Raw genomic sequence first — 25,423 nt, forward strand, 5'->3', positions numbered from 1 at the left:
TATGGGAAAAATCAAGGCATTCTTCCGCAACAAATGGGTCGGCTTCGCGCTCGCCTCGCTGCTTTACACGCTCTGGTTCGTCGTATGGACCGGCAATCTCTGGATGCTGCTGGGGCTGGCGGTGATCTTCGACCTCTACATCACGAAGTTCTTCTACCGCTACGTCTGGTGCCACAACGCGCGTATGTGCCAGCAGAGCAAGGTCTACAAGACCGTATACGAATGGGTAAACGCCATCATCTTCGCCACGGTCGTGGCTTCGCTGGTGCATATCTTCGTCTTCCAGATGTACGTCATCCCGACCTCGTCGATGGAAAAGTCGCTGCTGATCGGCGACTATCTCTATGTGAGCAAGGTGACCTACGGACCGCAGATGCCCAACACGCCGCTGTCGTTCCCGTTCGTGCATCACACGATGCCCTTCTCGCAGACCAAAAAATCGTTCTCCGAAGCCGTCAAGTGGCCGTACCACCGGCTCAAGGGGTTGCGCAAAATCAAACGCAACGACGTGGTGGTCTTCAACTTCCCGGCGGGCGACACCGTCCTTCTGGAGAATCAGAACGCCACCTATTACGACGTGCTGCGCAGCTACGAGGATTCGTTCGGCAAAGAGGAGGGACGCAAGCGTCTGGCCGAAAAATACACCATCATCAGCCGCCCCGTGGACAAACGGGAGAATTACATCAAACGCTGCGTGGCCGTTCCGGGCGACTCGCTCGAAATACGCAACGGGCAGGTGTGGGTGAACGGTGCGCCGCAGGAGGGGATTCCGGGCATCCAGTACCAGTACGCCGTACAGGTGTCGTCGCCCCTTTCGCAGTACGCCATCGAGAATCTCGGCATTACGGAGTACCGGGGCAACGGCTCGGTATACGACATGTTCCTGACCGAAGAGGCCGCCGGGAAAATCGAAGCCCTGAACAACGTGATCTCCGTCCGCCGCTACATCTTCTCCCCCAATACGGAGGTGTTCCCGCAGTGGAAGGAGCCGCACTGGAGTCAGGACAACTACGGACCGATCTGGGTGCCCAAGAAAGGCGCGACGGTGGAGCTGACCGCCGAGAACCTGCCGCTGTTCCGCCGCATCATCGAGACATACGAGGGTCACTCGCTCGAAGAGCGCGACGGCAAAATATTCATCGACGGAGCGGAGGCTGACAGCTACACGTTCGGCATGGATTATTACTGGATGATGGGCGACAACCGCCACAATTCGGCCGACTCGCGGTTCTGGGGCTTCGTTCCCGAAGACCATATCGTCGGCAAGGCTTCGTTCGTCTGGCTGTCGCTCGACGCGAACAAATCGTTCCCGGCGAACATCCGCTGGAACCGTCTGTTTACAAAGGTGCGGTAGGGTGGAACCGGAGGACAGCTATCTGACCATTGCGGCGCCCGCCGAGGCGTCGTCGAGGGAGCGAAGCAGCAAGTTCCTCGCCTATGCCTACCCCGTGCAGCAGGAGGAGCAGATACGCGAAATCCTCGACGGACTGCGCAAGAAATACTACGACGCGACGCACCATTGCTACGCATGGCGGCTGGGGCCGGGAGGCGCCGCATTCCGGGCCAACGACGACGGAGAACCGTCGGGAACGGCCGGGAAGCCGATTCTGGGACAGCTGCTTTCGAACAACCTGACGGACTGCCTGATCGTCGTGGTCCGCTACTTCGGCGGCACGAAACTGGGGGTTCCGGGGCTGATCGCCGCATACAGGGAATCGGCGGCGGAGGCGATCGCGGCGGCCCGAATCGTCGAACGCACCGTAGACCGCACGATCCGCGTCGATTTCCCCTACATCGCCATGAACGACATCATGCGCGTCATCAAGGAGCAGCAGCCTAAAATCGCATCGCAGGAGTTCGACAACCTCTGCACGATGGTGCTCACAATCCGCGAAAGCCGCGCCGGGGAGCTGACCGAAAAACTGAAAAAAGCCGGAGGAAGCATCGCCGGCGAGGACATTTGAGAATCGAAAGTTAAAAATCGAAAACCGGAAATGCGGTCCGCCGCATTCCGCGGTTTCAGCGATACGAAATGACACACGAAAAATCCATCTATATCAAAGGCGCGCGGGTCCACAACCTCAAGAACATCGAGGTCGAGATTCCGCACGACAAACTGGTCGTCGTAACGGGCCTTTCGGGTTCGGGAAAATCGACGCTGGCCTTCGACACCATCTTCGCCGAGGGACAGCGCCGCTACGTCGAGAGCCTTTCGGCCTATGCCCGGCAGTTTCTGGGCAAAATCAACAAACCCGACGTGGACATCATCACGGGCATCGCGCCGGCCATCGCCATCGAACAGAAGGTCAATACGCGCAACCCCCGTTCGACGGTGGGCACGACGACCGAGATATACGACTACCTGAAACTGCTGTTCGCCCGCATCGGACACACCTTTTCGCCCGTATCGGGACAGGAGGTGCGCTGCTACAGCGTGGACGACGTGGCGACATACGTTCAGGAACTGGGCGAGGGGAGCCGCGCCGTCATCGCCGCGCCGCTCGTGCTGGCCGAAGGGCAGGGAATCATCGAAAAACTGACGCTGCTGCTCTCGGACGGCCTGATGAGAGTCTACACCGACGGTCAGACGCGCCTGATCGAGGAGATACTCCCCTCGATCGACGAAACGACCGGAGCCGCGGATATTCAGGTCGTGATCGACCGCATGCGCATCGCGCCGGACGACGACACGCAAACCCGCATCCGCGACTCCGTGGCGCGCGCCTTCTCCTACGGCGACGGCATCTGCACCGTCATCTCGGACAAGGGCGCGGCCGAATTCTCGTCGCGCTTCGAGGCGGACGGCATCGAATTCGAACATCCGTCGGAACACCTTTTCAGCTTCAACAACCCGCTGGGGGCATGTCCCCGCTGCGAGGGATACGGCAAGGTGATCGGCATCGACGAGGATCTGGTGATTCCCGACAAGGGCAAGACCATCTACGAGGACGCCATCGCCTGCTGGCGGGGCGAGACCATGCGCAAATGGAAGGAAAAGCTGGTGGAGAACGCCTATAAGTTCGATTTCCCGATCCATACGCCGTTTCACGAGCTGACGCAGGAGCAGAAACGGCTGTTGTGGCGCGGCAACCAATATTTCCACGGTCTGGACGAGTTTTTCGCCTACATCGACTCGGAGCGGCGGAAAATCCAGTTCCGCGTGATGAAGGCGCGCTATACGGGCAAGACGACCTGTCCCGAATGCGGGGGCAGCCGCCTGCGCAAAGAGGCGCTTTATGTCCGCATCGGCGGCCGGAACATCGCCGACCTCGTGGTGATGCCGGTGGACGAGCTGATCGTATTCTTCAACGGACTGCAGCTCGACGAACACGACACGAAAACCGCGGCCCGCATCCTGATCGAAATCCGCAGCCGCCTGCAATACCTCACCGACGTGGGACTGGGCTATCTGACGCTCGACCGGCTTTCATCGACCCTGTCGGGCGGCGAGAGCCAGCGCATCAACCTCTCGACCTCGCTGGGCAGCAACCTCACCGGCTCGCTCTACATCCTCGACGAACCCTCTATCGGCCTGCATCCGCGCGACACCAACCGGCTTATCAAGGTGCTCAGACAACTGCGCGATCTGGGCAACACGGTGATCGTCGTCGAGCACGAGGAAGAGGTGATCCGCGCCGCCGACTACATCGTGGACATCGGTCCCAAGGCGGGTTACAACGGCGGCGAAGTGGTTTTCAGCGGTACGCTGGCGCAGCTTCTGAAAAACAAAAAAAGCCTGACGGCGGATTACCTGACGGGCCGCCGCGCGATCGCCCCGCCCGCCGCGGAACGCGGATGGAGCAGTTCGATCGTCATAAAAGGCGCCCGCGAGAACAACCTGCGCAATATCGACGTGCGGATTCCGCTGGGCGTGATGACCTGCATCACGGGAGTCAGCGGCAGCGGCAAATCGTCGCTGGCCAAGGGAATACTCTATCCGGCACTGCGGCGCATGCTCTTCGACACGGGCGTCAAGCCCGGCGACTTCGACGGCATCGTCGGCGACGTGCAGCTGCTCAAATCGGTCGAGATGATCGACCAGAACCCCATCGGCAAGTCGTCGCGTTCGAATCCCGTGACCTACATCAAGGCCTACGACGAAATCCGGCGGCTGTTCGCCGACCAGCCCTATGCCCAGCATACGGGGCTGGGGGCTTCGGCATTCTCGTTCAACATCGCGGGCGGACGCTGCGAAGAGTGTCAGGGCGAAGGGGTCATCAAGGTCTCGATGCAGTTCATGGCCGACGTCGAACTGGTCTGCGAAGCCTGCGGAGGCAAACGCTTCCGCGACGAGATACTCGAAGTCAAATACCGCGGCAAGTCGATCTACGACGTGCTGGAGATGACCGTGGACGACGCGATCGCGTTCTTCGGCGAAGAGAAGAAGGATTCGACCTGCAAACGGATCGTCGAGCGGCTCAAACCGTTGCAGGACGTGGGGTTGGGCTACATCAAGCTGGGCCAGTCCTCTTCGACCCTGTCGGGCGGCGAGAGCCAGCGCGTAAAGCTGGCGTCGTTCCTGACCAAGGACAGCGCGCAGGGCGGCGTGATGTTCATCTTCGACGAACCGACGACGGGACTTCATTTCCACGACATCAACAAGCTGCTGGCGGCATTCAACGCGCTGATCGAACGGGGACACACGATCGTCATCGTGGAACACAACATGGACGTCATCAAATGCGCCGACTGGGTCGTGGATCTCGGTCCCGAAGCGGGTACGGGCGGCGGAAGAGTCGTATTCGAAGGCACTCCGCGCGCATTGGAACAGTGCCCGGAGAGCTATACGGGCAAATTTCTCAGCCTGCGCACGAAATTATAATCATGGAATTCTTCACATACAGATTACCCAACGGCATCCGGGGCATCCACCGTCAGGTGAAAAGCAACGTGGCGCACTGCGCGCTGGTCGTCAATGCCGGAAGCCGCGACGAACACGCCGACCAGTACGGGCTGGCGCATTTTACGGAACACGCCTTCTTCAAGGGCACCCGGCGCCGCCGCGCATGGCAGGTGAACTGCCGGCTGGAAAACCTCGGCGGCGAACTGAACGCCTTCACGACCAAGGAGGACACGACCATCCACGCCACGACCCTGCGGGGCGACTTCCCGAAGGCCGTCGAGCTGATCGCCGACATCGCCTTCCGCTCGACGTTCCCCGACCGGGAGCTGGAGCGCGAAAAGGAGGTGATCGCCGACGAGATCAACACCTACAAGGACTCGCCCGCCGACCTGATATACGACACGTTCGAAGAGATGCTGTTCGCCGGCTCGGAGCTGGGCCACAACATTCTGGGCCGCAAGGCCGCGCTCATGCGCTACGACGGCGACGCGATCCGCGCCTTCACCGGCCGCACGCACACGACCGACCAGATGGTCTTCTCTTCGATCGGTAACTTCTCGGCCAAGACGGCCGAGACCGTCGCGGCGCGCTATTTCGCGCAGCAGGCGGCCACGACGCGCGGATTCGTCCGGGCCGCGACCGCACCCCGGCCGCCGTTCGAGAAGACCGTGGTGAAGCATACCCACCAGACACACTGCATCATCGGCGGCCGCGCGTACGGCATCGGCGAAGAGAAACGCCTGCCGCTGGCCCTCGTGACCAACATTTTGGGCGGGCCGTGCGCCAATTCGCTGCTGAACGTCGTGGTGCGCGAGAAAAACGGACTGTCGTACAACATCGAAGCCAGCTACACGCCCTACAGCGACACGGGGATCGTAGCGATCTACTTCAGTTCGGAAAACGGCAACACGGCGCAGTGCATCGACCTGATCGAAGGGGAGCTGCGCAAACTGCGCACCACGCCGCTGACGGGCCGCCAACTGTCGATGGCGAAAAAACAGTTCATCGCCCAGCTCGCCATTTCGAGCGAGAGCAACGAGGGCTACATGCTCGGCGCCGGAAAAAGTTTCCTGACGCACGACGACGTGGACACGATGGAACAAGTCTACGCCAAGGTGCGTTCGCTGACCGCCGTGCAGCTGACCGAAGTCGCCGAAGAGGTATTCTCCGGCATGTCGAGACTGATTTATAAATAAGGTTATGGAAAAAGAGATCGTATTCGTCCTGCTCGACGAATTTGCAGACTGGGAGGCGGCGTTCCTCGCCCCGGCCCTTTGTTCGGGCGTCATGCCGGGCCATCCGGGTTCGTACGCCGCAAAATACATGTCTCCCGACGGAGAGTCCGTCCGGTCGATCGGCGGATTGCGCGCAACGCCCGATTACGACGCTTCGACGCTACCGGAAAGTTGCGCCGGGCTGATTCTGGTCGGCGGCATGCAGTGGGAGTCGGCCGCCGCCCGGCGGATCGCGCCGCTCGCAGGCGAAGCGCTGAAGCGCGGGATTCTCGTCGGCGCCATCTGCAACGCGGTTTCGTTCATGGCCGCCAACGGCCTGCTGAACAGCGTACGGCATACGGGCAACACGGTCGAGATGCTGAAACAGTGGGGCGGGGCGAACTACACGGGCGAAGTGCTCTACGAGGAGCGGCAGGCCGTGCGCGACGGCAACGTCGTGACGGCAAACGGCACGGGGTATCTCGAATTCACCCGCGAATGCCTGCTCGCGCTCAAGGCCGACACGCCCGACCGGATCGAGGCATCGTACAAGTTCAACAAATACGGATTCTGCAGGCAGTAATGGACGCGCTCGAACAATATATCCGCGACCACACCTCGCCCGAAGAGGAGTTGCTGCACGAACTGGACCGCGAGACCAACCTGCGGGTCATACAGCCCCGCATGCTGTCGGGCCATATTCAGGGCCGCCTGCTGGAAATGCTCGTGCGGATGCTACGCCCGCGGCGGGTGCTCGAAATCGGGACTTTCACGGGTTACTCGGCCCTCTGCATGGCCGCAGGGCTGGAAGGGGAGGCCGAACTGCATACCGTCGAGGTTGAAGACGAACTGGAAGAGCTGGCGCAATCGTTCTTCGACCGCAGCGCGCACGGCTCCCGCATCCGGCTCCACATCGGTTCGGCGCTGGATATAGCTCCCGGACTGGGCGGTGTGTTCGACCTCGTATTCATCGACGGCGACAAGCGCGAATACCCGGACTACTACCGGATGCTGATGGGCGACGACGGCGGCTGTCCGCTGGTGCGCAGCGACTCGGTGCTGATCGCCGACAACATCCTCTGGTCGGGAAAAGTCGTGCAGCCGATCGCCCACAACGACCGCCACACGCAGGCGGTGATGGAGTTCAACCGCATGGTCCGGGAAGATCCGCGCGTCGAAAACGTAATCGTACCGCTGCGGGACGGCCTGAACCTGATTCGGATAAAATAAGCCGGAAACAACCGATTAGGATATTGTAAAATGACTTTTTCCTGCTTTCCCCGACACGGAGAAAGCGGGATTTTTTCGTACCTTTCGGAAAAATCAACGGACAAATGGAACTAAGCGAATTACAGCGACGGGTCGATGCGTGGATCAAAGAGTACGGAGTGCGCTATTTCAGCGAACTGACCAACATGGCCGTGCTCACCGAAGAAGTAGGGGAGCTGGCCCGCATCATGGCCCGCAAATACGGCGACCAGTCGTTCAAGGAGGGGGAGAAATGCAATCTCGCGGACGAGATGGCCGACGTATTATGGGTGCTGACGTGTCTGGCCAACCAGACGGGCGTGGACCTCACGGCGGCCATGGAAGCCAACTTCGCCAAAAAAACCTCGCGCGACAAAGAGCGGCACCGCAGCAATCCGAAACTCTGACGGAGCGCATTCTCACACAAGCGGAGCGGCGACTCGGATTAAACTTCCCGACAGGCCCGCTCCGCTATTGCCGTGGAACGTGCCCGGCACGGTACAGCGCGTTTGGTGCGAGCTTTCGCGCGGGGGCCAGCAACTCTTCGTCGTCGGCAATCCTTCGGGCCGAAATCACTCCACGATGTCGATGCAGATCGCACCGTATTTCCCCCGCACGCCATAGGTCTGCACGGCTTCGACGGGAAGCATGTAGAAATAGTGCATCGGCACGTCCGCCGACACCGAGAAGGCATCGGCCCGGCACATCTTCAGCCACGATTCGATCGAGGAAAAAGCACCGTTGAAAACCACGAGCGGCACCCGGTCGGGATAGATGTCCCCGATAACGACGCCCCGGCCGGCGCCGTAGCGCGCCATCGTCGCAGAGTCGGTGTATATTTCGAGCGTGCGCAGGATCAGCCCGTCGATAAACTGGAAGCTACTGCCCGGAACCCGCTCCCCGTCGAGCAGATAAACGGCGTCGGGCGGCAACGTACGCCAAAGTTCCTTGGGAACCTTGAATAGGGAGAGCTCGCCTCCGGCCCTGCGCACCGAATCGTATTCGTCGCGCAGCGTGTAGGCGGCGATATGCTTTGGGGCGCTGCGCCACTTGTGTCCGGGTTCGTCGTATACGTCGTCGGCCCACGTATATCCCGCAACGTTGCCCAGCAGGTGCGGACGCACGCCTTTTTTCCGGTTGCGCTCGGTAAAGAATTTCAGCAAACGCACTTTCTCGCGCCGGGTAGTGTCCGACAAGCGCATCCGGCGGTTTTTAGCCTTCACCTTACGCACGTTCCACAATGTCACCGCATCGTATGCCGCAGCTTCGGTCGTACGCCGCCGGTTGAGTTTATAGGCGAACGGACGCGCGGCGGCCAAGGAATCGGCCGCAAAAGCGGGGGAGGGCAGATCGGCGATCGCTTCCTGCCGCGCCTCGTCGAAGCGCAGCTGCGCTTCAGGCCTGCGGGGTTCCTGCGCCGCCGCACTCCCCATATATATACATGCCGCAACCAAAGCCGCCGTACGGATAAACATATTTTTCATTTCAAAAGCTACTAAAATTTTAGTAAAAGTAATACTAAATTTTTAGAAGTGCAAATTCCAACCGGGGTAATATGACAAAAAGCGCCCCGGCCTGAGGACCGGGGCGCTTTTGTCGGACTGGGCAGCTGCGGCTACTCCAGTTTGAGGTCTTTCTTAATGGCTTCGATCTTGGCGTCGAGTTCGGCCTGCACCCGCTCGAAATCGGCGACCGATTCGAGCGGAGCCTTTACTCCGAAGTAGAACTTGATCTTAGGCTCCGTTCCCGAAGGACGCACCGAGACGATCGAACCGTCCTCGGTGAACCACTGAAGCACATTGCTCTTATCCTGTTCGATAGGGGTCTTCGAACCGCTCTTCACGTCGGTCGTTTCGAGCGACAGGAAGTCGTTGATCTTCACCACGGGCGATCCCACGATGGTCTTGGGCGGGTTTTCCCGGAATTCGACCATCATCTTCTGAATCAGCTCGGCGCCCTCCTTGCCCTTGCGTACGACCGACACGAGGCCCTCGCGGAAGAAGCCGTACTTCACATAAAGCTCCTGCAGCCACTCGTAGAGCGTCAGGCCCATCGTATCCATGGCCCAAGCCGCCGCCTCGGCCGCCAGCGAGCAGGCCGACACGGCGTCCTTGTCGCGTACGTAATCGCCGGCCAGATAGCCGAAGCTCTCCTCGCCGCCGCCGATGTATTTGGCCTTGCCCTCGTTCTCGCGGATAATCTTGGCGATATACTTGAAGCCCGTCAGGCAGTCGTAGCACTTCACTTTGAAGTAGTCGGCCACGGCGTTCGCCATCTGCGAGGTCACGATGGTCTTCACGACATACTGGTTGCCGTCCAGCTTGCCGCGCTCGGCCCAGCGAGTCAGCTGGTAGCTCAGCAGCAGCACGAGGGTCTGATTACCGTTCAGCAGCACGTATTCGCCCTTCTTGTTGCGCAGCGCAACGCCGATGCGGTCCGAATCGGGGTCCGTGGCCAGCACCAGATCGGCGCCCTCCTTGGCCGCAAGGTCGATGGCCATCGACATGGTCTTGCGCTCTTCGGGATTCGGCGACTCGACGGTGGGGAAGTTGCCGTCGATAACGGCCTGCTCCGGCACGAGCTTCACGTTCGTGAAGCCGAACTTCTTGAGCGACTCCGGCACCAGACGCACGCCCGAACCGTGCAGCGGGGTGTAGATGATCTTCATATCGTGGTGCTTTTTGACGCTTTCGGGCGACAGCGACAGCTCATGCACCTTATTTAAATAGATTTCGTCGAACTTCTCGTCGAGGATCGTGATGTTCTGCGGGTTCTTGCCCAGCTGGATCATGTTCACGTCGGTAATCTTGGCGACCTCGGCGATGATGTTCTTGTCGTGCGGCTCGGTCACCTGCGCGCCGTCGGTCCAATAAGCCTTGTAGCCGTTGTACTCCTTGGGGTTGTGCGAAGCGGTAACGACCACGCCCGAATGGCATTTCAGCTCGCGGATGGCGAAGCTCAGTTCGGGCGTCGGACGCAGTGCGTCGAACAGAAAAACGGTGAATCCGTTCGAGGCGAAAATGTCGGCGACGCGCTCGGCGAACATACGCGAATTATTGCGGCTGTCATGGCCCACGGCGACCCGGATCTGCTCGCCCGCGAAGTTCTTGCGCAGGTAGTTGGCAAGCCCTTGTGTGGCAGCGCCTACCGTGTAGACGTTCATGCGGTTGGAACCCACGCCCATGATGCCGCGCAGGCCGCCTGTACCGAATTCGAGGTCTTTGTAAAAGCTCTCGACAAGTTCTTTCATATCGTTGTCCATCAGGTATTTAACCTGCTTCTTGGTAGCTTCGTCATAGTGGCCGTCAAGCCATGCCTGCGCCTTTTTCAGCACCGATTGTTCTAATTCGTTAGCCATAAGATTATTAGTTTTACTTATAATTTAAATGTATATTAATTTAAAAAATTTATATGCAAATATACAAATTATATTTCTATTATTCAATATCAGGGAGTTAAAATTGAGTGTCCGGAAACCGTTGTTTTTCTATATATAAAAAAAGTGAAATTGCAACATAAATTCGGAAATCTTTTTGCAAAATTATTCACAACTTTGTCACATCAAAAACAGTGCAACCCTTATCATGTTAAACAACGCGCAAACATATAGCGATATGTGGCAGAACTGCCTTGACCGAATCAAGGCCCAGACCTCCGAAGAGGAGTTCGTGAAATGGTTCCAGCCGATCGTACCGCTCGAATTCGACGGCACGAACCTTCGCCTGCGCGTTCCCAACGAGAGCTACGTCCACCAGATCGAGAAGAACTACATTCCGTTCCTGCGCCCGATCATCTCGCAGCTCTACGGCCAGCAGACCCGGTTGCACTACGCCGTGCCCCGTTCGGCCGCTCAGGCCGTACCCGTCACCGCCGACGCCGACACCACGGCCATCTCGCGTTTCAACACGCAGACCAATACCGCAAATATAAAGAATCCCTTCGTAATTCCGGGACTCAAGAAGATAATTATCGACCCGCAGCTCAATCCGGGCCTGACGTTCGCGACCTTTATCGAAGGCGAATGCAACCGGCTGGCGCGCTCGGCGGGCATGTCCGTGGCCGTGAATCCGGGCAACAACCCCTTCAACCCCTTATATATATACGGGAACTCAGGATTGGGCAAAACCCACATCGTGCAGGCCATCGGCCACGAGGTGCGGCAGCGCCATCCCGAACTGCAGGTGCTGTACGTCTCGATGAACAAGTTTCAGGCGCAGTTCCAGACGGCCTACAAGAACGGCGAAATCCCCGATTTCATCCACTTCTACCAGATGATCGACGTGCTGATCATCGACGACATTCAGGAGCTGACGGGCAAGACGGGTACGCAGAACGCGTTCTTCAACATCTTCAACCATCTCCAGCTGGCGGGCAAGCAGCTGATCCTCACTTCGGACAAGCCGCCCGTGGAGCTGAAGGACATCGAACAGCGGCTGCTGACGCGTTTCAAATGGGGACTCTCGGCCCAGCTCAATACGCCGGACCACGAAACGAAGCTCAAAATCATCCGCGTAAAGGCCCAGAAACTCGGCGCCCAGATTTCGGACGACGTGGTGGCCTATCTGGCCGACAACATCTCGGCCAACGTGCGCGAAATCGAAGGCGCGCTCTCGTCGCTGGTCGCCAACGCCTCGTTCCTCGGCCGCAAGATCACCACGTCGCTGGCAAAGGAGATACTGAAGGTATACGTGCAGCTCTACCAGAAGGAGATCACCATCGACCACATCATCAAGGTCGTATGCGAGTACCTGAACCTCGATTTCGAACGCTTCAACTCGACGGAGCGCACGCGTGAGATCGCGCAGGCGCGGCAGATCGCCATGTACCTCTCCAAGCAGCACACCAAAGCACCGCTCACGACCATCGGTTCGGCCATCGGAGGGCGCAACCACGCTACGGTGCTCCACTCGTGCAAAGCCGTGTCGAACCTCATCGAAACCGACAAGGCATTCCGCCGCCAAGTCGAAGAGATCGAAAAGAAAGTACTCGCACAATAGTGCAGCACATACCGTAACACCCAAACAGAGGGCCGTGACAGGATATGTCACGGCTTTTTTATATCTTTGCGGCATGAGAAAAGTCTATCACTTCAAAATGCTCCGGACGGCGGCCCTGATACTTATAGGCGCCCCTGCATTCGGAGCGGCCGGCTTGCTGCTCATCCGCCTGCATCCCGGCAACCTGCCCGTAAGGATCGTTGGCTATGCCGGCATACTCTTTTTCGGAGGCTGTTTCGCTGCCGGACTGCTCGTCCTCCGACGGTTGGCACGCAACAGCGAAGCGCTGACACTCACACCCGAAAAACTCACGGTCCGCCAACCGAACGGCAGAGAGTACGCGCTGAAATGGAACGAAATCCGATCCTTCCGTGAAGCAGACATCAACGGACAACCCTTTATCGCAGTCATCACCTCCGAACCGCAAAAGCCGGCCGTGCAGAGCCACAACAGGCTTCGCCTATGGCTGAGAAGGCTCGACGAACGGCTCACGGGTTCGGCGATCAACATTTCACCCTCCTCCATCCATTGCAGGCGGGACGAATTATACGCAACGCTTTGCGAATACCTCGAAAAATACGGACGATAACTCATCATGGACCAATCCAAACTCGAACGCCTGCTGCGGCTGATGAAACTGCTGACGGCAAACACCACATACGACATCGACCAACTGGCCGAGCGGCTGCAGATGTCGCGCCGGACGGTTTACCGCTACATCGACACCTTCCGCGAAGCGGGATTCGTCATCAAGAAGAGCGGCAACTGCATCCGTCTCGACAAGGAGTCGCCCCATTTCCGCGACATCTCGCAGCTAGTCCACTTCACCGAGGAGGAGGCGGTGATACTCAAAAGCGCCATCGAGAACATCGACGACACGAACATGCTCAAACAGAACCTCAAGCGCAAACTCTACTCGGTATACGACAATAAAACGCTGGCGGACACGGTCGTACGGGGCAAGAACTCTCCGAATATCCGCACGCTCATCGAGGCGATCGACGAGCATCGGCAGGTGATCCTGCACGGCTACCAGTCGGCGCACGGCGGCGAAGTCCGCGACCGCAGGGTAGAGCCGTTCGCCTTTACGACCAATTACGTGCAGGTGTGGTGCTACGATCCCGAAGCGCATGCCTGCAAGCTCTTCAAAACCTCGCGCATCGGCTCCGCCGAGCTGACCGCAGCCCCGTGGGAACACGAACCGGAGCACTGCGAAGGTTTCATCGACGCCTTCCGCATGCACGGCGGCGCACGCCGCCGCGTACGGTTGGAGCTGGGACTGCTGGCCTACAACCTGCTCTGCGAGGAGTACCCGCTGGCCGAACGCGACGTCCGGCCGCTGGGCAGGGGACGCTGGCTGCTGGACACCGAAGTGGCGGGATTCGCCGGGGTAGGCCGCTTCGTGGTAGGGCTGCTGGACGACATCCGCATCGTCGATTCGCCCGAACTTACCACATATATACACAATTATATCAGAGCGAATATTTCCTGAGCCGCGTTTTTTCGCTACATTTGCTCTTGCACGAATACTAAAATACCAACACCTATGAAAACAGGCAGTATATTGACGGGAGCATTGTGCATGGCACTTGCCGCAGGCTCCTGCTGCCGGCAGACGCCGGCGGCGGAAACGGCGGGGAAGCAGCTGACAACCGCGGAAACGATCGTATTCAAGGACTACGGAGCCGAGCCGACCGTGCTCGACATCGAAAGCTACACGCTTGCCAACGAGAATTTCCGCACCGTACTCTGGACGGGCGGCAACCTGCAGGTCACCGTCATGGCGATTCCCGTCGGCGGCGACGTCGGGCTGGAGCTGCACAACGGCATCGACCAATTCCTGCGCGTGGAGGAGGGTACGGCGCAGGTGATGATGGGCGACAGCGCGGACAAACTCGACTTCGTGAAAGAGGTCAAGGACGACTATGCAATCTTCGTCCCGGCCGGCAAATGGCACAACATCGTCAACAAGGGCGACAAACCGCTGAAGATCTATTCGATCTACGCTCCCGCGGAGCATCCCCACGGCACGATACACAAAACCCAGCAGGAGTCCATGGAAGCCGAACACGACCATTGACAGCAGAAAAAAACAGTGAAAAACGTGTGTTTTGAATAAAAAACGCACGTTTTTTATTTCGTGTCACAACCTGTCACACAAAGGCCGTTCCTTTGCAACGTGAACCTAAAAGAAAAACGATTATGGGAACAGCTTACAAAATCAGGTGCCGCCACTGCGGAGCGCAGTTCGAGCACTACATGCAGCCGGGTTACGGCGTTCTGCCGATGTGCGTGGGTTGCGGCGAATACGTCGAGACCGAAACGGCCATCCGGTGCCCCGCCTGCCTCAAGAAACTCAACACCACGCAGGAGGAGTTCAACGAGCAGATAGAGGTGACTTACATGTGGGATTAGCGCGCAAAAAGTCGGCGCGGAAATATGGAAAATCCGTGAAAAATTTCTATCTTTGAAAAAATAAACCCTTTTTTCGAAAACACATGACACAGCTTCAGGCGGGGGATATGGCCCCCGATTTCAAGTCCACGACCCAAGACGGTGAGACACTGACGCTTGCCGACCTGAAAGGACAGCGCACGATACTTTATTTCTACCCCAAGGACAATACGTCGGGCTGCACGCTCGAAGCGCAGAGCCTGCGCGACGGCAAGGCGGAACTGACGAGGAGGGGATTCCGGATCGTCGGCGTAAGCCCCGACAGCGAGAAGTCGCACCGGAATTTCTGCGCGAAGCACGACCTGAATTTCACGCTGCTGGCCGACACCGACCACAGCGTATGCGAAGCGTACGGCGTGTGGGCCGAAAAATCGATGTACGGCCGCAAGTACATGGGCGTACTGCGCACGACGTTCGTCATCGACGCCGAAGGACGCATCGAACAGGTTTTCACGAAGGTAGACACCAAGAACCACTATCAGCAGATTCTGGACGCATACAAATAGGGCGATGAAGCGGTTGGGGAGCATATTACTCGTCGCAGGCTGTCTTTCCGGCACCTTGCAGCCGTATGCTCAGGAATATCCGGCCGGCCCCCTGTACGACACTCCGGACGAGTTGTCGTTCAAGGCCCGCGCCGCCGCTCAGACACTGTTGTTCAAAGAATTGGAACCGCTCAGCCTCCAATGGCTGCGCGAAGAGGTAAACCCGCTCCTGCGCGCCCGGCGGAAGCTGCGGCAGGCAATGCAGACCCGCGCGGAGAAAGCCGCGGCCACCGCCGTGCCGATGGTTCCCAAACGCGACCTGAGCAAGGAGGTCGGCCTGTGGCGGATGAGCGTCGGCAACACCTCGGCCGACAACTGGAGTCCGTATCCCGACCGTGCGCTGGACGCCCGGACCCTGCGGTTCCCGCTGCCGCGCGACTCACGAGCCGACAAGCGGCCCGACAACCTAAAAGCCCTCGACAGAATGAGGCAGCAGAAAAGATAAAAAAAAGAAAAAATAACAGACAAAGACAATGGCAGAAAAAGTACAGGTAAATGCGGATAAGCTCAAAGTGCTCAACGCAGTGATGGAAAAAATAGAAAAAGACTTCGGCAAAGGGTCGATCATGCGTATGAACTCGCAGGAAGTCAGCGACGTACCGGTAATTCCGACGGGTTCGATCACGCTCGACATAGCCCTCGGAGTAGGCGGATACCCCAAAGGCCGCGTCGTGGAGATCTACGGTCCCGAATCGTCGGGCAAGACGACGCTGGCCATCCACGCCATCGCCGAAGCGCAGAAGGCGGGCGGCATCGCGGCGTTCATCGACGCGGAGCATGCTTTCGACAGTTTCTACGCCCAGAAATTGGGCGTGGACGTGGACAACCTGCTGATCTCGCAGCCCGACAACGGCGAGCAGGCATTGGAGATCGCAGACTCGCTGATCCGTTCGAGCGCCATCGACATCATCGTCATCGACTCGGTGGCGGCGCTGACTCCCAAGGCCGAGATCGAAGGCGAGATGGGCGACTCGAAGATGGGCCTGCAGGCCCGCCTGATGTCGCAGGCGCTGCGCAAGCTGACGTCGAGCATCTCCAAGACCAAGACGGTCTGCATCTTCATCAACCAGCTGCGCGACAAGATCGGCGTGGTCTACGGCAACCCCGAAACCACCACGGGCGGCAACGCCCTGAAGTTCTACGCCAGCGTGCGCATTGACATCCGCCGCATGTCGGTCATCAAGGACGGCGAGGAGCAGCTCGGAACCCGCACGAAGGTCAAAGTCGTGAAAAACAAGGTGGCGCCTCCGTTCAAACGCGCGGAATTCGACATCATGTTCGGCGAGGGCATTTCGAAAATCGGCGAGATCGTCGATCTGGGCGTCGATTACGGCGTGGTCAAGAAGGCCGGATCGTGGTTCTCGTACGGCGACCGCAAGATCGGTCAGGGCCGCGACGCCGTCAAGGAACTGCTCAAAAACGACGAGGAGCTCCGCAACGAGATCGAAGGCAAGGTGCGCGAAGCCATGAAGGCGCCCAAAGAAAAATAGGTATTTATGGATTATACTGCCGAGGATGAAGTAATAATCAAGGAAAAGTGGGACGACCTGCTCCTCTCGTGTACGAAGATCTGCAAGAACGACGAGGACTGGAACTTCATCAAAAGAGCATTTTTCCTTGCCAAGGAGGCACATCAGGGGGTAAGGCGCCGCTCCGGCGAGCCATACCTCCTGCATCCTATTGCAGTAGCCAAGATCGTCATCGAGGAGATCGGGCTGGGCGTGAAATCGGTCGTTGCGGCTCTGCTGCACGACGTGGTGGAGGATACGGAGTACTCCGTGGAGGACATGGAACGCATCTTCGGTCCCAAGATAGCCTCGATGGTGGACGGGCTGACCAAAATGTCGGGAGTCTTCAACGCCGACACCTCGGAGCAGGCCGAATATTTCCGCAAGGTGCTGCTGACCCTCTCGGACGACGTGCGGGTCATCCTCATCAAGATCGCCGACCGCCTGCACAACATGCGCACGCTGGGGTCGATGCCGATGAACAAGCAGATTAAGATCACGGGCGAAACCATCTACCTCTTCGCTCCGCTGGCCTACCGGCTGGGACTCTACTCGATCAAAAGCGAGCTGGAGGACCTCTGCATGAAGTACCGCTTCCCGCAGCAATACGCCGAGATCACGCAGAAACTCAACGAAACGGAGGCGTCGCGCCGGGAGTTCATCGACAAATTCAACGCCCCGATCATCGCCGCGCTCAACCGCGACAACATCAATTACGAGATTTCGGGCCGCGTGAAGAGCATCTACTCGATCTGGAGCAAAATGCAGCGTAAGCAGATTCCGTTCGAGGAGATTTACGACCTGTTCGCCATCCGCATCGTCTTCAAACCGCTGCCGTTCCCTTCGGAGAAAACGCAGTGCTGGCAGGTTTACTCGACGATCACCGACATTTACACCCCCAAACCGGACCGCCTGCGGGACTGGATTTCGATGCCCAAGGCCAACGGTTACGAGGCGTTGCATTCGACCGTGATGGGTCCCGACGGGGTATGGGTCGAAGTGCAGATACGCACCCAGCGGATGGAGGATATCGCCGAAAGGGGATTCGCCGCCCACTGGAAATACAAACACGCCACGATTTCGCAGGACGAAGACGAGTTCGACAAATGGCTGAAGCAGATCCGCGCGGCGCTGAACAGCCCGACGGAAAACGCAGTTGACTTCTTGGATAACTTCAAGTTATCGCTGTATACCTCGGAAATAGTGGTGTTTACACCAAAAGGCGAGGCCCGAAAAATGCCGTTCGGCGCTACGGCGCTCGACTTCGCATACGACATCCACTCGAAGATCGGCAACAGCGCCATCAGCGCCAAGATCAACCACAAACTCGAACCGATCACCACGCAGATCAACAGCGGCGACCAGATCGAGATCATCACGGCCGACAATGCCCGCCCCAAGCCCGAATGGCTCGAAATAGCGACCACGGCCAAGGCCAAGCAGTCGATCAAAAGCTTCCTGAAGCGCGAACGCCAGAACAACATCGAGCGGGGTATGCAAATGCTCGACGAGAAGATGAAATCGCTGAATATCAAGCTCAGCGGCCGTGTCCTGCGCAAGATCGTCCCGATATACGAAAGCAACAACAAGGAGGAGCTGTACAGCAAGATCGGAGCCGGCATCATCGACCTGAAGGACCTCGACAAAGTCCTGAAAGTAAACTCCAAAAGCAAGATACTCAAGTTCTGGACCCTTTTCATCAACAAAAAGGAGGACGAGGAGGGCGACGACCCGGCGGCTATCAACGACGCGGGCGAAACGGCGCCGAATGCAGCGCACCCGGCCAAAGAACAGCCGGAAACGCCCCAGTTCGAGATAGCGGAATGCTGCAAACCGATTCCGGGAGACAAGGTCGTGGGTTACCGCGATCCGAAAACCGGCAACATCATCGTCCACAAAGCCACGTGCGACGAATTGAACCGTCTTGCGACCCAGTTCGGCCGGAATATCGTCAAGGAGGAGATCAAATGGTCGCAACACAAGGCGATGTCGTATTTGGTCACCATCGAACTGCGCGGCATCGACCGTATGGGAATTCTGCTGGATCTGGCGAAAGTCGTGAGCGCCGATTTCAGCATCAACATCCGCGAAGTCGGCATCCACAGCCACGACGGCATCTTCGAAGGCAGCATCAGTCTCTATGTCAAGGACGCCGAGGGCCTGCAGGACGTGATGACGAAACTGCGTAAGATAAAAGGGATCGAGAGTGTCAAACGAACTTTAAGCTGATATGGAAGACTATTCAACCGTAATATGGGTCGTGGCGATTTTTGCAGCCATGTTGTTCAACGCGACCTCGCAGGCTCGCAAAAAGGCGAAAAAACAGGCTCACGAGACCCAAAAGCACACTCAGCACGAAGCTTGGCCCTCGTGGGACACGCAATCTGCGGATGAAATGCGGCACCCGGACAGTCAGGAGACCGTATCCGGAGCGGAAACCGACCGACTGCGCCCCGCAATGCAGCAGCCCGCACCGACGCCCGGATTCGGTGAAGTCGCCCGCAAAACGGCCGATTTCAAAAGCTCCGGGCGGCACGCCGGACGCAAAAACGCTCCGGACGGACGGCATCTCCACGAAGAAATCCTGCACGAAGAACACGCAGCAGGGGACAAGCATACGACAGCGGAGGCTGTAGCGGAAATTACGGAGGATTTCGACCTGCGCAAGGCAGTTATCTACTCGGAGATACTCAAGCCCAAATTCAACGAAGAATAAGGCTTTGAAGAGCAGCCTGCCGAAAGACGGCGATTTCCGCACAGTGACAGCAGGCGGGCGTAGGAGACCCCGAAAAACAACGGGAAGTTCCGGCAACAACGAGGAGCGACAAACACGGCGAATTAAGCAGGAGGGCATAGCGCCAATGCTTTTTCGGGGCATATATGAACGCAGGGCCATGTAAACCTCCTGCCGATCGGGTTGGACCACGGTGATCTTGTCGATCCCAAGCGTCACGGCTTACGGCGCATCCTCGTGAAAGATCCTCACGGGACTAAACTAAGAAACTTTAAAAGATAAATATATGGCATCCATTTTTTCACGCATTATCGCAGGCGAAATACCTTCCTATAAGGTCGCCGAAGACGAAAACTATTACGCCTTTCTAGATATCAATCCGCTGACGAAAGGGCACACACTGGTCGTACCGAAAAAGGAAATAGACTACATTTTCGACCTCGACGATCAGACACTGGCAGGCATGATGCTGTTCGCCAAAAAAGTCGCAGGTAAAATCAAGCAGGAAATAGCGTGTTCCAGAGTCGCAGTGGTGGTTTTAGGGCTTGAAGTGCCGCATGCGCACATCCATCTGATCCCCATTAAGAGCGAAAACGACGTGGATTTTCACCGGGAAAAGCTCAAATTGACTCCGGAAGAGTTCGAAGAAATCGCAACAAAACTTTCGAAATAGGCAGCTGTTTACAATTATATAAACAACTGAAAAATAGGCGGGTAGTGGGTTATTAACACTATCCGCCTATTGTTTATTTAACATAATATATCGCCAATCAACGAAAGCTAATAATTCAGGCGATTATCCGTCGGAAATCCGTTAAAAAAATCAAAATTTTCCTAAAATAGGGTAGCGAATTTACACTTGTAAACACACAATGGAGGAAGTATTTCCATTTGTAATTACACTTGTAAATACACAAGCGTCGGTACATGTGTTAATATATCCATTTGTAAATAATAGGCAAACCGGCTCTAAATAGCGTTCCACGCATAATCGAGGAGGTGTCAAATGGTTAAACATCGGAGATTAATTCAATTATAACCAATGAATTACAAGAATTATATACAACTCTAATTGATATATGCAAATATGGCTTGTCGGGAATAGGGGAGTATTGCATACACATGGATATCATATAGCATATATTTACTAATATCCAGCTATTTAAAGTAAAATATATCAACTAATACATGATATCAACCACCGGAGGTAGATTTAACAATATTCCCTTCGTTACACTTGTAAACTTTTTCAACACTTATTAACATTTTACAAATGCAAAAATTGCTTGTTTTACAAAAAACAAATATTTATATTTGTAAAAAATTCTGCTGATGAGGGAAAAATTGCTCGATTTGATGAAAAATGAAGGATTGAAGCCAAGCCAGCTCGCCGAGCTGCTGGGAATCAATCCCGCCGGAATCTCCCATATTCTCGCCGGACGCAACAAACCGGGCTTCGATCTGCTGCAAAAGATTCTCCGGAGGTTTCCCCGGATCAACCCGGATTGGCTGCTGCTCGACTCGGATAAGATGTACCGCGACGAGCCGCCGGCCCAATCGTCAGCTCCGCAGCCGATGAGCCAGCCCGCGTCGCCCGGCGGCGACCTTTTCGGCCTTGCCTCCGGTCGGCATCCGCTTGAAGAAAAACGGCAGCCGGAAACGACGGAAAAAGCAACCGACGATCCGGCACCGCAACGACAGCTCCCGACAGCATTGTTTACCGCCAACGTCAAACGGATCGTCGTGCTGTATGACGATCAGACCTTCGAAAGTTTTACGCCGACGACAAAGCGTTAAAAAAATTCATACGGGCTGCGGGACGGAATACTCGATTCTCAGAGCGTAAAAAACCGGCTTCCGGTATATTCCAAGGTAACGGAACCGGACAAGAAATTGCGGCGAAATCGCAGACAATCCAATCCCGACCACCCACCGACAACAAATTAACAAGGCAGGTTTAAAAACCTGCCTTACTTGCACATGGCGCAAATTTGGCCGCCTTAACTTGCAACCGGCGCAAACACCAATTTTGCCGCCTTATTTATCCAACGGATTTTCTTCGGCCGCTTCGACGCCGCAATCGCAAAAATGGAATTCCGAACGCGCCTTGTCCGGGGGAAACAGGAAATAAACGCATACGGCCTCCGTGCATAACACTTCGTGCCGGTCATAGATGCGGACTTCGATCTCAACGATGTTGCGACGCTGCCGACACACGGATGCCCGCAAAACGATATGGTCGTCAGTCGTGTGAATCGGCTTGTGATAGCGGACCTCCATCTTCGAAGTAACGCCGCTCGTCTGAAACTTCCGGAATACGACCCAGCTGCTGATCTCGTCGGCCAGCGTTGCCTGAATGCCTCCGTGCAGCGTATCCACCCAGCCTTGGTATTCGGGACGAGGATGCCAGACGCTCACGATTTCATCGCCGTTTTCGTAAAATTCCATCCGCAGTCCCTGCGGACTGTTCGGATCGCAGCCGTAACAATGGTAACCGTCCATGCCGCGCCAAGGATTCGTTATCTTCTTCATAATTGCTATTCGATCTTGCGGTGAGGGCCGGATCTGTTCCGTGATCTGAGAACGGTTCCGGAATCGGCCCGGTATAACAAAGATAGCCATTTCCCCGCGAATCTCACCGTCTTCGGCAATGCAAATCCGGTTCATTTCATCCGGAATATTATTCAATCCCGACAACAAAGTCACACGGACAAATCGACACCATGGCGCAATGTTTGGTGTAATATTACCATTATGTTAAATTATCGCAAATTGGAAGTCCATTTTGTTCATAATCGAATCCATATACACTATAACATCCTGATTATTCGGCAAATTGAGCAAATAAGCAATATCCCGCAATCCGGCGACATATAACTTCACCGAATTTTTGCTATTTTTGTAACATAAATCCGGAACAAATGGCTGAAAATGACAGCTGTATAAAACGCTCGGCAATTATCCTGACGGCTTTCGGGCTGTTCTTCGTGACGTGGTATTTCAACCTCGGCGTTCGGCCATTTGCAAATTTCATATCTACTTGCAAATCAATTCACTACATATTGCATTACCTGATTGCGGGTATAATTCCGGCAGCGGCGCTTCTGTTGCTGCACCGACCCGATACCATATTATATAGGCTCGGACTGACGCACGGATTCGGCCGGGGATTGCTCTTCGGAGTGCTGAGTACGGTCCCCATGTTTGCCGGCTATGCGGTCATCGGCAGTTTCAACCGGGAAACGCCGCCGGATCACATGTTTACGTTCATAGTCGTCGCGGGATTCTTCGAGGAGCTGATTTTCAGAGGTTTCGTATTCGGAGAGCTGTTCCGGACAGCCCGTTGGGGATTTCTGCCGGCAGCGACGCTGACGGCTTTGGCATTCGGATCGCTGCATCTGTATCAGGGTGACGACCTGATTTCCGCATCGGCAGCTTTCGGCGTCACGACTGCCGGAAGCATCTTTTTCAGTTGGATCTATGTGGAATCGGAGAACAATCTGTGGAGCGTAATCTGGCCGCATACGCTGATGAACGCGCCGTGGATGCTGTTCAGCGGGAGCGGGAGCGGCGCAGTCGGCGGATTGTGGGCGAACAGCCTCCGCCTGTGCACGCTGCTGATCGCAATCGCATTAGTCGTCATATACAAGAAACGGAAGGGACTACCCTACCATATTTCAGGAAAAACACTGATAATCAACAGACAATATGTATAAAAAACTCGTTTTCATATTTATTGCAGCGCTGATGGGCGCTTGCACGCCCCGCCAGCAGGCGGACGAAAAGACATTGTATGTCTCGATCCTCCCGCTCCGCAGTCTCGTGGAGGAAATCGTGGGCGACGACTTCAAGATCGAAGTGCTGGTACCTCTCGGCGCAAGTCCCGAAACGTTCGAACCGACGCCCCGGCAGTTCATCGGGCTGAACCGGGCGGAGATGATCTTCAACGTCGGACTCATCGACTTCGAAACCACGCTGTTATCCAAGATCGAGGAGCGCGGCAAGGTCGTGAATCTCAGTCAGGGCATAGAACTGATCGCCGGCAGTTGTTCGCACGCTTGCACGCATGCGGAGCAGGAGACATCCGGCGGACACGGCACCTCCCACGCCGAAACCCACAACCATAGCCACGCTCACGGCGTCGATCCCCACGTATGGACATCGCCCCGCGCATTGCAGAAAATGGCGCAGAACGCTTATGCGGCCATTCGCCGGGCATATCCCGACTCGGTGAAGTACGAAACGAATTACAAACGACTGCAGGCCGATTTACGGGCGCTGGACGCCCGCACCGGCGAGAAGATCGCGCAGAGCGGCATCGAATACTTCATCATCTACCACCCCGCCCTCACCTATTACGCAAGGGATTACGGCATCCGGCAGGTGGCGATCGAAGCAGACGGCAAGGAACCTTCGGCCAAGCAGCTGACGCAGGTCATCCGTCAGGCCCGTGAGGACGGCGTACGGCGCATCCTCTATCAAAGTCAGTTTCCGGCATCCGCCGTGGAGATCATCGCACGCGACATCGACGCTGAATATGTCGAAGTGGACCCGCTGCGCGAAGATGCGATCGCCAATATCGACGCGATAACCGACATAATCACGCGGCGATGAATCTGGTAACGCTACGCGACGTCGGCGTCGCATACGACGGCTACGAAGCCCTGCAGCACGTCGATCTGGAGATTGCGAAAAACGACTTTCTGGGTGTCATCGGCCCGAACGGCGGCGGCAAGACGACCCTTGTGAAGGCGATTCTGGGCACGGTGCCCCATACCGGAGAGGTGCGGCTCGCACCCGAACTGTTCCGGGACAAGGAGCGGCTGATCGGCTACATGCCCCAGCTATCGGATTTCGACCGCACGTTCCCTATCTCGGTGCTCGAAGTGGTATTGTCGGGTTTGCAGGGGCACAAGGGAATTTTCAGCCGCTATACGAAAGCCGACCGCGCAAAAGCACTCGGCCTGTTGGAAACGGCGGGCGTGGCCGATACGGCCCGCAACCCTATCGGCGAAGTTTCGGGCGGCCAGATGCAGCGGGCGCTGCTGTGCAGAGCCGTCATTTCCGATCCCAAGCTGCTGATTCTGGACGAGCCGGCCAACTTCGTGGACAACAAATTCGAAAACGAACTCTACCGCACGCTGCACGAACTGAACCGCCGCATGGCGATCGTCATGGTGTCGCACGACATCGGCACCATCTCAAGCGTCGTGAAGGAGATCGTCTGCGTGAACCGCCGCGTACACCGCCACCGCTCGAACATCATCACCGAAGAGCAGCTGCGCAACTACGACTGCCCCATCCAGCTCGTGTCGCACGGGCACATTCCCCACACGGTGCTGGAGCATCATCCGGGCGACTGCTGTTGCGACCACGAATAAAAAGCGCGTTCCCCGGCGGGGAACGCGCTTAATTTATAGACCGGCCTCCATCCGCGAGCGTTTATGCGCTCTCGGCCCGATACCGGAAATCGGACAACGGCTTATTTCTTCGCCTCGTTGATCTTGCTCAGCTTCTCGAAAAGCTTGTCATAAGCCTCCACCATCTCGACGCGCAGAGCGGCGAAATGCTTGCGGACGAGCGAACGGTTGTGCGGCTCGGCGGGATTGTTGGCCTTCGTGAAGAGATCGTTGCGGACGGCAACGGCCTCCTGCATCACTTCGAAAACCTCCTTTTCCTTCGAAGGCTGGAAGCAGATCGCCATATCGCAGTCGAAAACCACCTCTTCCAGACGGTAGTCGATCTCCTTTTTCAGGTTCCTTAAATTTGCCATATCATTGTGCGTTTTAAAAATTTGCTCCGACAAAGGTACGAAAAGCTTTCGGATTATCAAACGTTTTATGCCCTACGCCGCTGAAATAATCCCCGCCGGCCCATGCA

General features: G+C 56.8%; 26 protein-coding genes. 22 read left to right on the plus strand and 4 right to left on the minus strand.

The window, feature by feature from the left end:
• Position 1: 1 nt before the first annotated feature.
• The 7 genes from lepB (at position 2) to HMPREF9720_RS10175 (ending at position 7,712) form a co-directional block, all read left to right on the plus strand.
• Positions 2–1,354, plus strand: a complete 1,353-nt coding sequence (gene lepB / locus HMPREF9720_RS10145; RefSeq protein ID WP_009598288.1) for a signal peptidase I — start codon at positions 2–4, stop codon at positions 1,352–1,354.
• 1 nt (position 1,355) lies between these two features.
• Complete coding sequence (locus HMPREF9720_RS10150) at positions 1,356–1,964, plus strand: IMPACT family protein (RefSeq protein ID WP_009598216.1); 609 nt, start codon at positions 1,356–1,358, stop codon at positions 1,962–1,964.
• 68 nt (positions 1,965–2,032) lie between these two features.
• Positions 2,033–4,822, plus strand: a complete 2,790-nt coding sequence (gene uvrA / locus HMPREF9720_RS10155; protein ID WP_009598278.1) for an excinuclease ABC subunit UvrA — start codon at positions 2,033–2,035, stop codon at positions 4,820–4,822.
• A gap of 2 nt (positions 4,823–4,824) precedes the next feature.
• Complete coding sequence (locus tag HMPREF9720_RS10160; RefSeq protein WP_009598158.1) at positions 4,825–6,039, plus strand: M16 family metallopeptidase; 1,215 nt, start codon at positions 4,825–4,827, stop codon at positions 6,037–6,039.
• A 4-nt stretch (positions 6,040–6,043) separates the two neighbouring features.
• Positions 6,044–6,640, plus strand: a complete 597-nt coding sequence (locus HMPREF9720_RS10165; protein WP_009598245.1) for a type 1 glutamine amidotransferase family protein — start codon at positions 6,044–6,046, stop codon at positions 6,638–6,640.
• On the plus strand, positions 6,640–7,287 hold the full coding sequence (locus HMPREF9720_RS10170) for an O-methyltransferase (RefSeq protein WP_009598302.1): 648 nt from the start codon (positions 6,640–6,642) through the stop codon (positions 7,285–7,287). The genes HMPREF9720_RS10165 and HMPREF9720_RS10170 overlap by 1 nt, the downstream gene beginning before the upstream one ends.
• A gap of 104 nt (positions 7,288–7,391) precedes the next feature.
• Positions 7,392–7,712, plus strand: coding sequence for a nucleotide pyrophosphohydrolase (locus tag HMPREF9720_RS10175; protein ID WP_009598235.1), 321 nt, complete (start codon positions 7,392–7,394; stop codon positions 7,710–7,712).
• A gap of 165 nt (positions 7,713–7,877) precedes the next feature.
• On the opposite strand, the gene HMPREF9720_RS10180 is transcribed toward HMPREF9720_RS10175, so the two are convergent.
• Both HMPREF9720_RS10180 and HMPREF9720_RS10185 read right to left on the minus strand, forming a co-directional pair.
• Positions 7,878–8,789, minus strand: a complete 912-nt coding sequence (locus HMPREF9720_RS10180; RefSeq protein ID WP_227042145.1) for a hypothetical protein — start codon at positions 8,787–8,789, stop codon at positions 7,878–7,880.
• A gap of 131 nt (positions 8,790–8,920) precedes the next feature.
• Positions 8,921–10,663: a phospho-sugar mutase gene (locus HMPREF9720_RS10185; RefSeq protein ID WP_009598259.1), complete on the minus strand. Its 1,743-nt coding sequence runs from the start codon at positions 10,661–10,663 to the stop codon at positions 8,921–8,923.
• A 226-nt stretch (positions 10,664–10,889) separates the two neighbouring features.
• Between HMPREF9720_RS10185 and dnaA the strand changes: the two genes are divergently transcribed.
• From dnaA to HMPREF9720_RS10245, 12 genes are all read left to right on the plus strand, one after another.
• Complete coding sequence (gene dnaA / locus HMPREF9720_RS10190) at positions 10,890–12,302, plus strand: chromosomal replication initiator protein DnaA (RefSeq protein WP_014774285.1); 1,413 nt, start codon at positions 10,890–10,892, stop codon at positions 12,300–12,302.
• A 73-nt stretch (positions 12,303–12,375) separates the two neighbouring features.
• Positions 12,376–12,891, plus strand: coding sequence for an STM3941 family protein (locus HMPREF9720_RS10195; RefSeq protein ID WP_130062616.1), 516 nt, complete (start codon positions 12,376–12,378; stop codon positions 12,889–12,891).
• Positions 12,892–12,897: 6 nt separating this feature from the next.
• Positions 12,898–13,794, plus strand: coding sequence for a helix-turn-helix transcriptional regulator (locus tag HMPREF9720_RS10200; protein WP_009598218.1), 897 nt, complete (start codon positions 12,898–12,900; stop codon positions 13,792–13,794).
• 54 nt (positions 13,795–13,848) lie between these two features.
• Positions 13,849–14,382, plus strand: a complete 534-nt coding sequence (locus tag HMPREF9720_RS10205; RefSeq protein WP_009598149.1) for a cupin domain-containing protein — start codon at positions 13,849–13,851, stop codon at positions 14,380–14,382.
• Positions 14,383–14,504: 122 nt separating this feature from the next.
• Complete coding sequence (locus tag HMPREF9720_RS10210) at positions 14,505–14,717, plus strand: hypothetical protein (RefSeq protein ID WP_039940424.1); 213 nt, start codon at positions 14,505–14,507, stop codon at positions 14,715–14,717.
• An 83-nt stretch (positions 14,718–14,800) separates the two neighbouring features.
• On the plus strand, positions 14,801–15,262 hold the full coding sequence (gene bcp / locus HMPREF9720_RS10215; protein ID WP_009598309.1) for a thioredoxin-dependent thiol peroxidase: 462 nt from the start codon (positions 14,801–14,803) through the stop codon (positions 15,260–15,262).
• Positions 15,263–15,266: 4 nt separating this feature from the next.
• Complete coding sequence (locus HMPREF9720_RS10220; RefSeq protein WP_009598210.1) at positions 15,267–15,746, plus strand: hypothetical protein; 480 nt, start codon at positions 15,267–15,269, stop codon at positions 15,744–15,746.
• Between the two features lie 28 nt (positions 15,747–15,774).
• Positions 15,775–16,791 carry a recombinase RecA gene (gene recA / locus HMPREF9720_RS10225; RefSeq protein ID WP_009598282.1) on the plus strand — a complete coding sequence of 339 codons (1,017 nt, stop codon included), beginning with the start codon at positions 15,775–15,777 and terminating at the stop codon, positions 16,789–16,791.
• Positions 16,792–16,797: 6 nt separating this feature from the next.
• Positions 16,798–19,038, plus strand: coding sequence for a RelA/SpoT family protein (locus tag HMPREF9720_RS10230; RefSeq protein WP_009598201.1), 2,241 nt, complete (start codon positions 16,798–16,800; stop codon positions 19,036–19,038).
• A 1-nt stretch (position 19,039) separates the two neighbouring features.
• Positions 19,040–19,525 carry a hypothetical protein gene (locus tag HMPREF9720_RS10235; protein ID WP_009598175.1) on the plus strand — a complete coding sequence of 162 codons (486 nt, stop codon included), beginning with the start codon at positions 19,040–19,042 and terminating at the stop codon, positions 19,523–19,525.
• A gap of 304 nt (positions 19,526–19,829) precedes the next feature.
• The gene (locus tag HMPREF9720_RS10240) at positions 19,830–20,216 is read left to right on the plus strand and encodes an HIT family protein (RefSeq protein WP_009598313.1); all 387 of its coding nucleotides are present in this window, start codon (positions 19,830–19,832) and stop codon (positions 20,214–20,216) included.
• 659 nt (positions 20,217–20,875) lie between these two features.
• Positions 20,876–21,340 carry a helix-turn-helix domain-containing protein gene (locus HMPREF9720_RS10245; protein WP_009598249.1) on the plus strand — a complete coding sequence of 155 codons (465 nt, stop codon included), beginning with the start codon at positions 20,876–20,878 and terminating at the stop codon, positions 21,338–21,340.
• A gap of 240 nt (positions 21,341–21,580) precedes the next feature.
• Here the strand turns inward: HMPREF9720_RS10245 and HMPREF9720_RS10250 are convergent, their stop codons facing one another.
• A complete protein-coding gene (locus HMPREF9720_RS10250; RefSeq protein ID WP_009598303.1) occupies positions 21,581–22,075 on the minus strand; it encodes a PaaI family thioesterase in 495 nt (164 codons plus the stop codon).
• A 389-nt stretch (positions 22,076–22,464) separates the two neighbouring features.
• Here HMPREF9720_RS10250 and HMPREF9720_RS10255 point away from each other — a divergent pair, with 389 nt between their 5' ends.
• The 3 genes from HMPREF9720_RS10255 to HMPREF9720_RS10265 are packed head-to-tail and all read left to right on the plus strand — an operon-like array spanning position 22,465 to position 24,924.
• Entirely contained in the window at positions 22,465–23,259 is a 795-nt protein-coding gene (locus HMPREF9720_RS10255; RefSeq protein WP_009598295.1) for a CPBP family intramembrane glutamic endopeptidase, read from the plus strand.
• Complete coding sequence (locus HMPREF9720_RS10260; protein ID WP_009598305.1) at positions 23,252–24,157, plus strand: metal ABC transporter solute-binding protein, Zn/Mn family; 906 nt, start codon at positions 23,252–23,254, stop codon at positions 24,155–24,157. Before HMPREF9720_RS10255 ends, HMPREF9720_RS10260 begins: the two co-directional genes overlap by 8 nt.
• The gene (locus tag HMPREF9720_RS10265; RefSeq protein ID WP_009598188.1) at positions 24,154–24,924 is read left to right on the plus strand and encodes a metal ABC transporter ATP-binding protein; all 771 of its coding nucleotides are present in this window, start codon (positions 24,154–24,156) and stop codon (positions 24,922–24,924) included. The genes HMPREF9720_RS10260 and HMPREF9720_RS10265 overlap by 4 nt, the downstream gene beginning before the upstream one ends.
• A gap of 101 nt (positions 24,925–25,025) precedes the next feature.
• On the opposite strand, the gene HMPREF9720_RS10270 is transcribed toward HMPREF9720_RS10265, so the two are convergent.
• Positions 25,026–25,316, minus strand: coding sequence for a hypothetical protein (locus tag HMPREF9720_RS10270; protein WP_009598294.1), 291 nt, complete (start codon positions 25,314–25,316; stop codon positions 25,026–25,028).
• Between the last annotated feature and the right edge of the window lie 107 nt (positions 25,317–25,423).

This window comes from Alistipes sp. HGB5 (genome assembly GCF_000183485.2).
Lineage (GTDB): Bacteria > Bacteroidota > Bacteroidia > Bacteroidales > Rikenellaceae > Alistipes > Alistipes finegoldii.

What these genes read in the sequence shown, in the direction of transcription:
- lepB (WP_009598288.1), top strand. Translation starts at nt 2, where the DNA reads ATGGGAAAAATCAAGGCATTCTTCCGCAACAAATGGGTCGGCTTCGCG.
- HMPREF9720_RS10200 (WP_009598218.1), top strand. Translation starts at nt 12,898, where the DNA reads ATGGACCAATCCAAACTCGAACGCCTGCTGCGGCTGATGAAACTGCTG.
- HMPREF9720_RS10240 (WP_009598313.1), top strand. Translation starts at nt 19,830, where the DNA reads ATGGCATCCATTTTTTCACGCATTATCGCAGGCGAAATACCTTCCTAT.
- HMPREF9720_RS10160 (WP_009598158.1), top strand. Translation starts at nt 4,825, where the DNA reads ATGGAATTCTTCACATACAGATTACCCAACGGCATCCGGGGCATCCAC.
- HMPREF9720_RS10195 (WP_130062616.1), top strand. Translation starts at nt 12,376, where the DNA reads ATGAGAAAAGTCTATCACTTCAAAATGCTCCGGACGGCGGCCCTGATA.
- dnaA (WP_014774285.1), top strand. Translation starts at nt 10,890, where the DNA reads ATGTTAAACAACGCGCAAACATATAGCGATATGTGGCAGAACTGCCTT.
- recA (WP_009598282.1), top strand. Translation starts at nt 15,775, where the DNA reads ATGGCAGAAAAAGTACAGGTAAATGCGGATAAGCTCAAAGTGCTCAAC.
- HMPREF9720_RS10210 (WP_039940424.1), top strand. Translation starts at nt 14,505, where the DNA reads ATGGGAACAGCTTACAAAATCAGGTGCCGCCACTGCGGAGCGCAGTTC.
- HMPREF9720_RS10235 (WP_009598175.1), top strand. Translation starts at nt 19,040, where the DNA reads ATGGAAGACTATTCAACCGTAATATGGGTCGTGGCGATTTTTGCAGCC.
- HMPREF9720_RS10265 (WP_009598188.1), top strand. Translation starts at nt 24,154, where the DNA reads ATGAATCTGGTAACGCTACGCGACGTCGGCGTCGCATACGACGGCTAC.
- HMPREF9720_RS10270 (WP_009598294.1), bottom strand. Translation starts at nt 25,316, where the DNA reads ATGGCAAATTTAAGGAACCTGAAAAAGGAGATCGACTACCGTCTGGAA.
- HMPREF9720_RS10250 (WP_009598303.1), bottom strand. Translation starts at nt 22,075, where the DNA reads ATGAAGAAGATAACGAATCCTTGGCGCGGCATGGACGGTTACCATTGT.
- HMPREF9720_RS10220 (WP_009598210.1), top strand. Translation starts at nt 15,267, where the DNA reads ATGAAGCGGTTGGGGAGCATATTACTCGTCGCAGGCTGTCTTTCCGGC.
- HMPREF9720_RS10205 (WP_009598149.1), top strand. Translation starts at nt 13,849, where the DNA reads ATGAAAACAGGCAGTATATTGACGGGAGCATTGTGCATGGCACTTGCC.
- HMPREF9720_RS10230 (WP_009598201.1), top strand. Translation starts at nt 16,798, where the DNA reads ATGGATTATACTGCCGAGGATGAAGTAATAATCAAGGAAAAGTGGGAC.
- uvrA (WP_009598278.1), top strand. Translation starts at nt 2,033, where the DNA reads ATGACACACGAAAAATCCATCTATATCAAAGGCGCGCGGGTCCACAAC.
- bcp (WP_009598309.1), top strand. Translation starts at nt 14,801, where the DNA reads ATGACACAGCTTCAGGCGGGGGATATGGCCCCCGATTTCAAGTCCACG.
- HMPREF9720_RS10185 (WP_009598259.1), bottom strand. Translation starts at nt 10,663, where the DNA reads ATGGCTAACGAATTAGAACAATCGGTGCTGAAAAAGGCGCAGGCATGG.
- HMPREF9720_RS10260 (WP_009598305.1), top strand. Translation starts at nt 23,252, where the DNA reads ATGTATAAAAAACTCGTTTTCATATTTATTGCAGCGCTGATGGGCGCT.
- HMPREF9720_RS10170 (WP_009598302.1), top strand. Translation starts at nt 6,640, where the DNA reads ATGGACGCGCTCGAACAATATATCCGCGACCACACCTCGCCCGAAGAG.
- HMPREF9720_RS10255 (WP_009598295.1), top strand. Translation starts at nt 22,465, where the DNA reads ATGGCTGAAAATGACAGCTGTATAAAACGCTCGGCAATTATCCTGACG.
- HMPREF9720_RS10165 (WP_009598245.1), top strand. Translation starts at nt 6,044, where the DNA reads ATGGAAAAAGAGATCGTATTCGTCCTGCTCGACGAATTTGCAGACTGG.
- HMPREF9720_RS10180 (WP_227042145.1), bottom strand. Translation starts at nt 8,789, where the DNA reads ATGAAAAATATGTTTATCCGTACGGCGGCTTTGGTTGCGGCATGTATA.
- HMPREF9720_RS10175 (WP_009598235.1), top strand. Translation starts at nt 7,392, where the DNA reads ATGGAACTAAGCGAATTACAGCGACGGGTCGATGCGTGGATCAAAGAG.
- HMPREF9720_RS10245 (WP_009598249.1), top strand. Translation starts at nt 20,876, where the DNA reads ATGAGGGAAAAATTGCTCGATTTGATGAAAAATGAAGGATTGAAGCCA.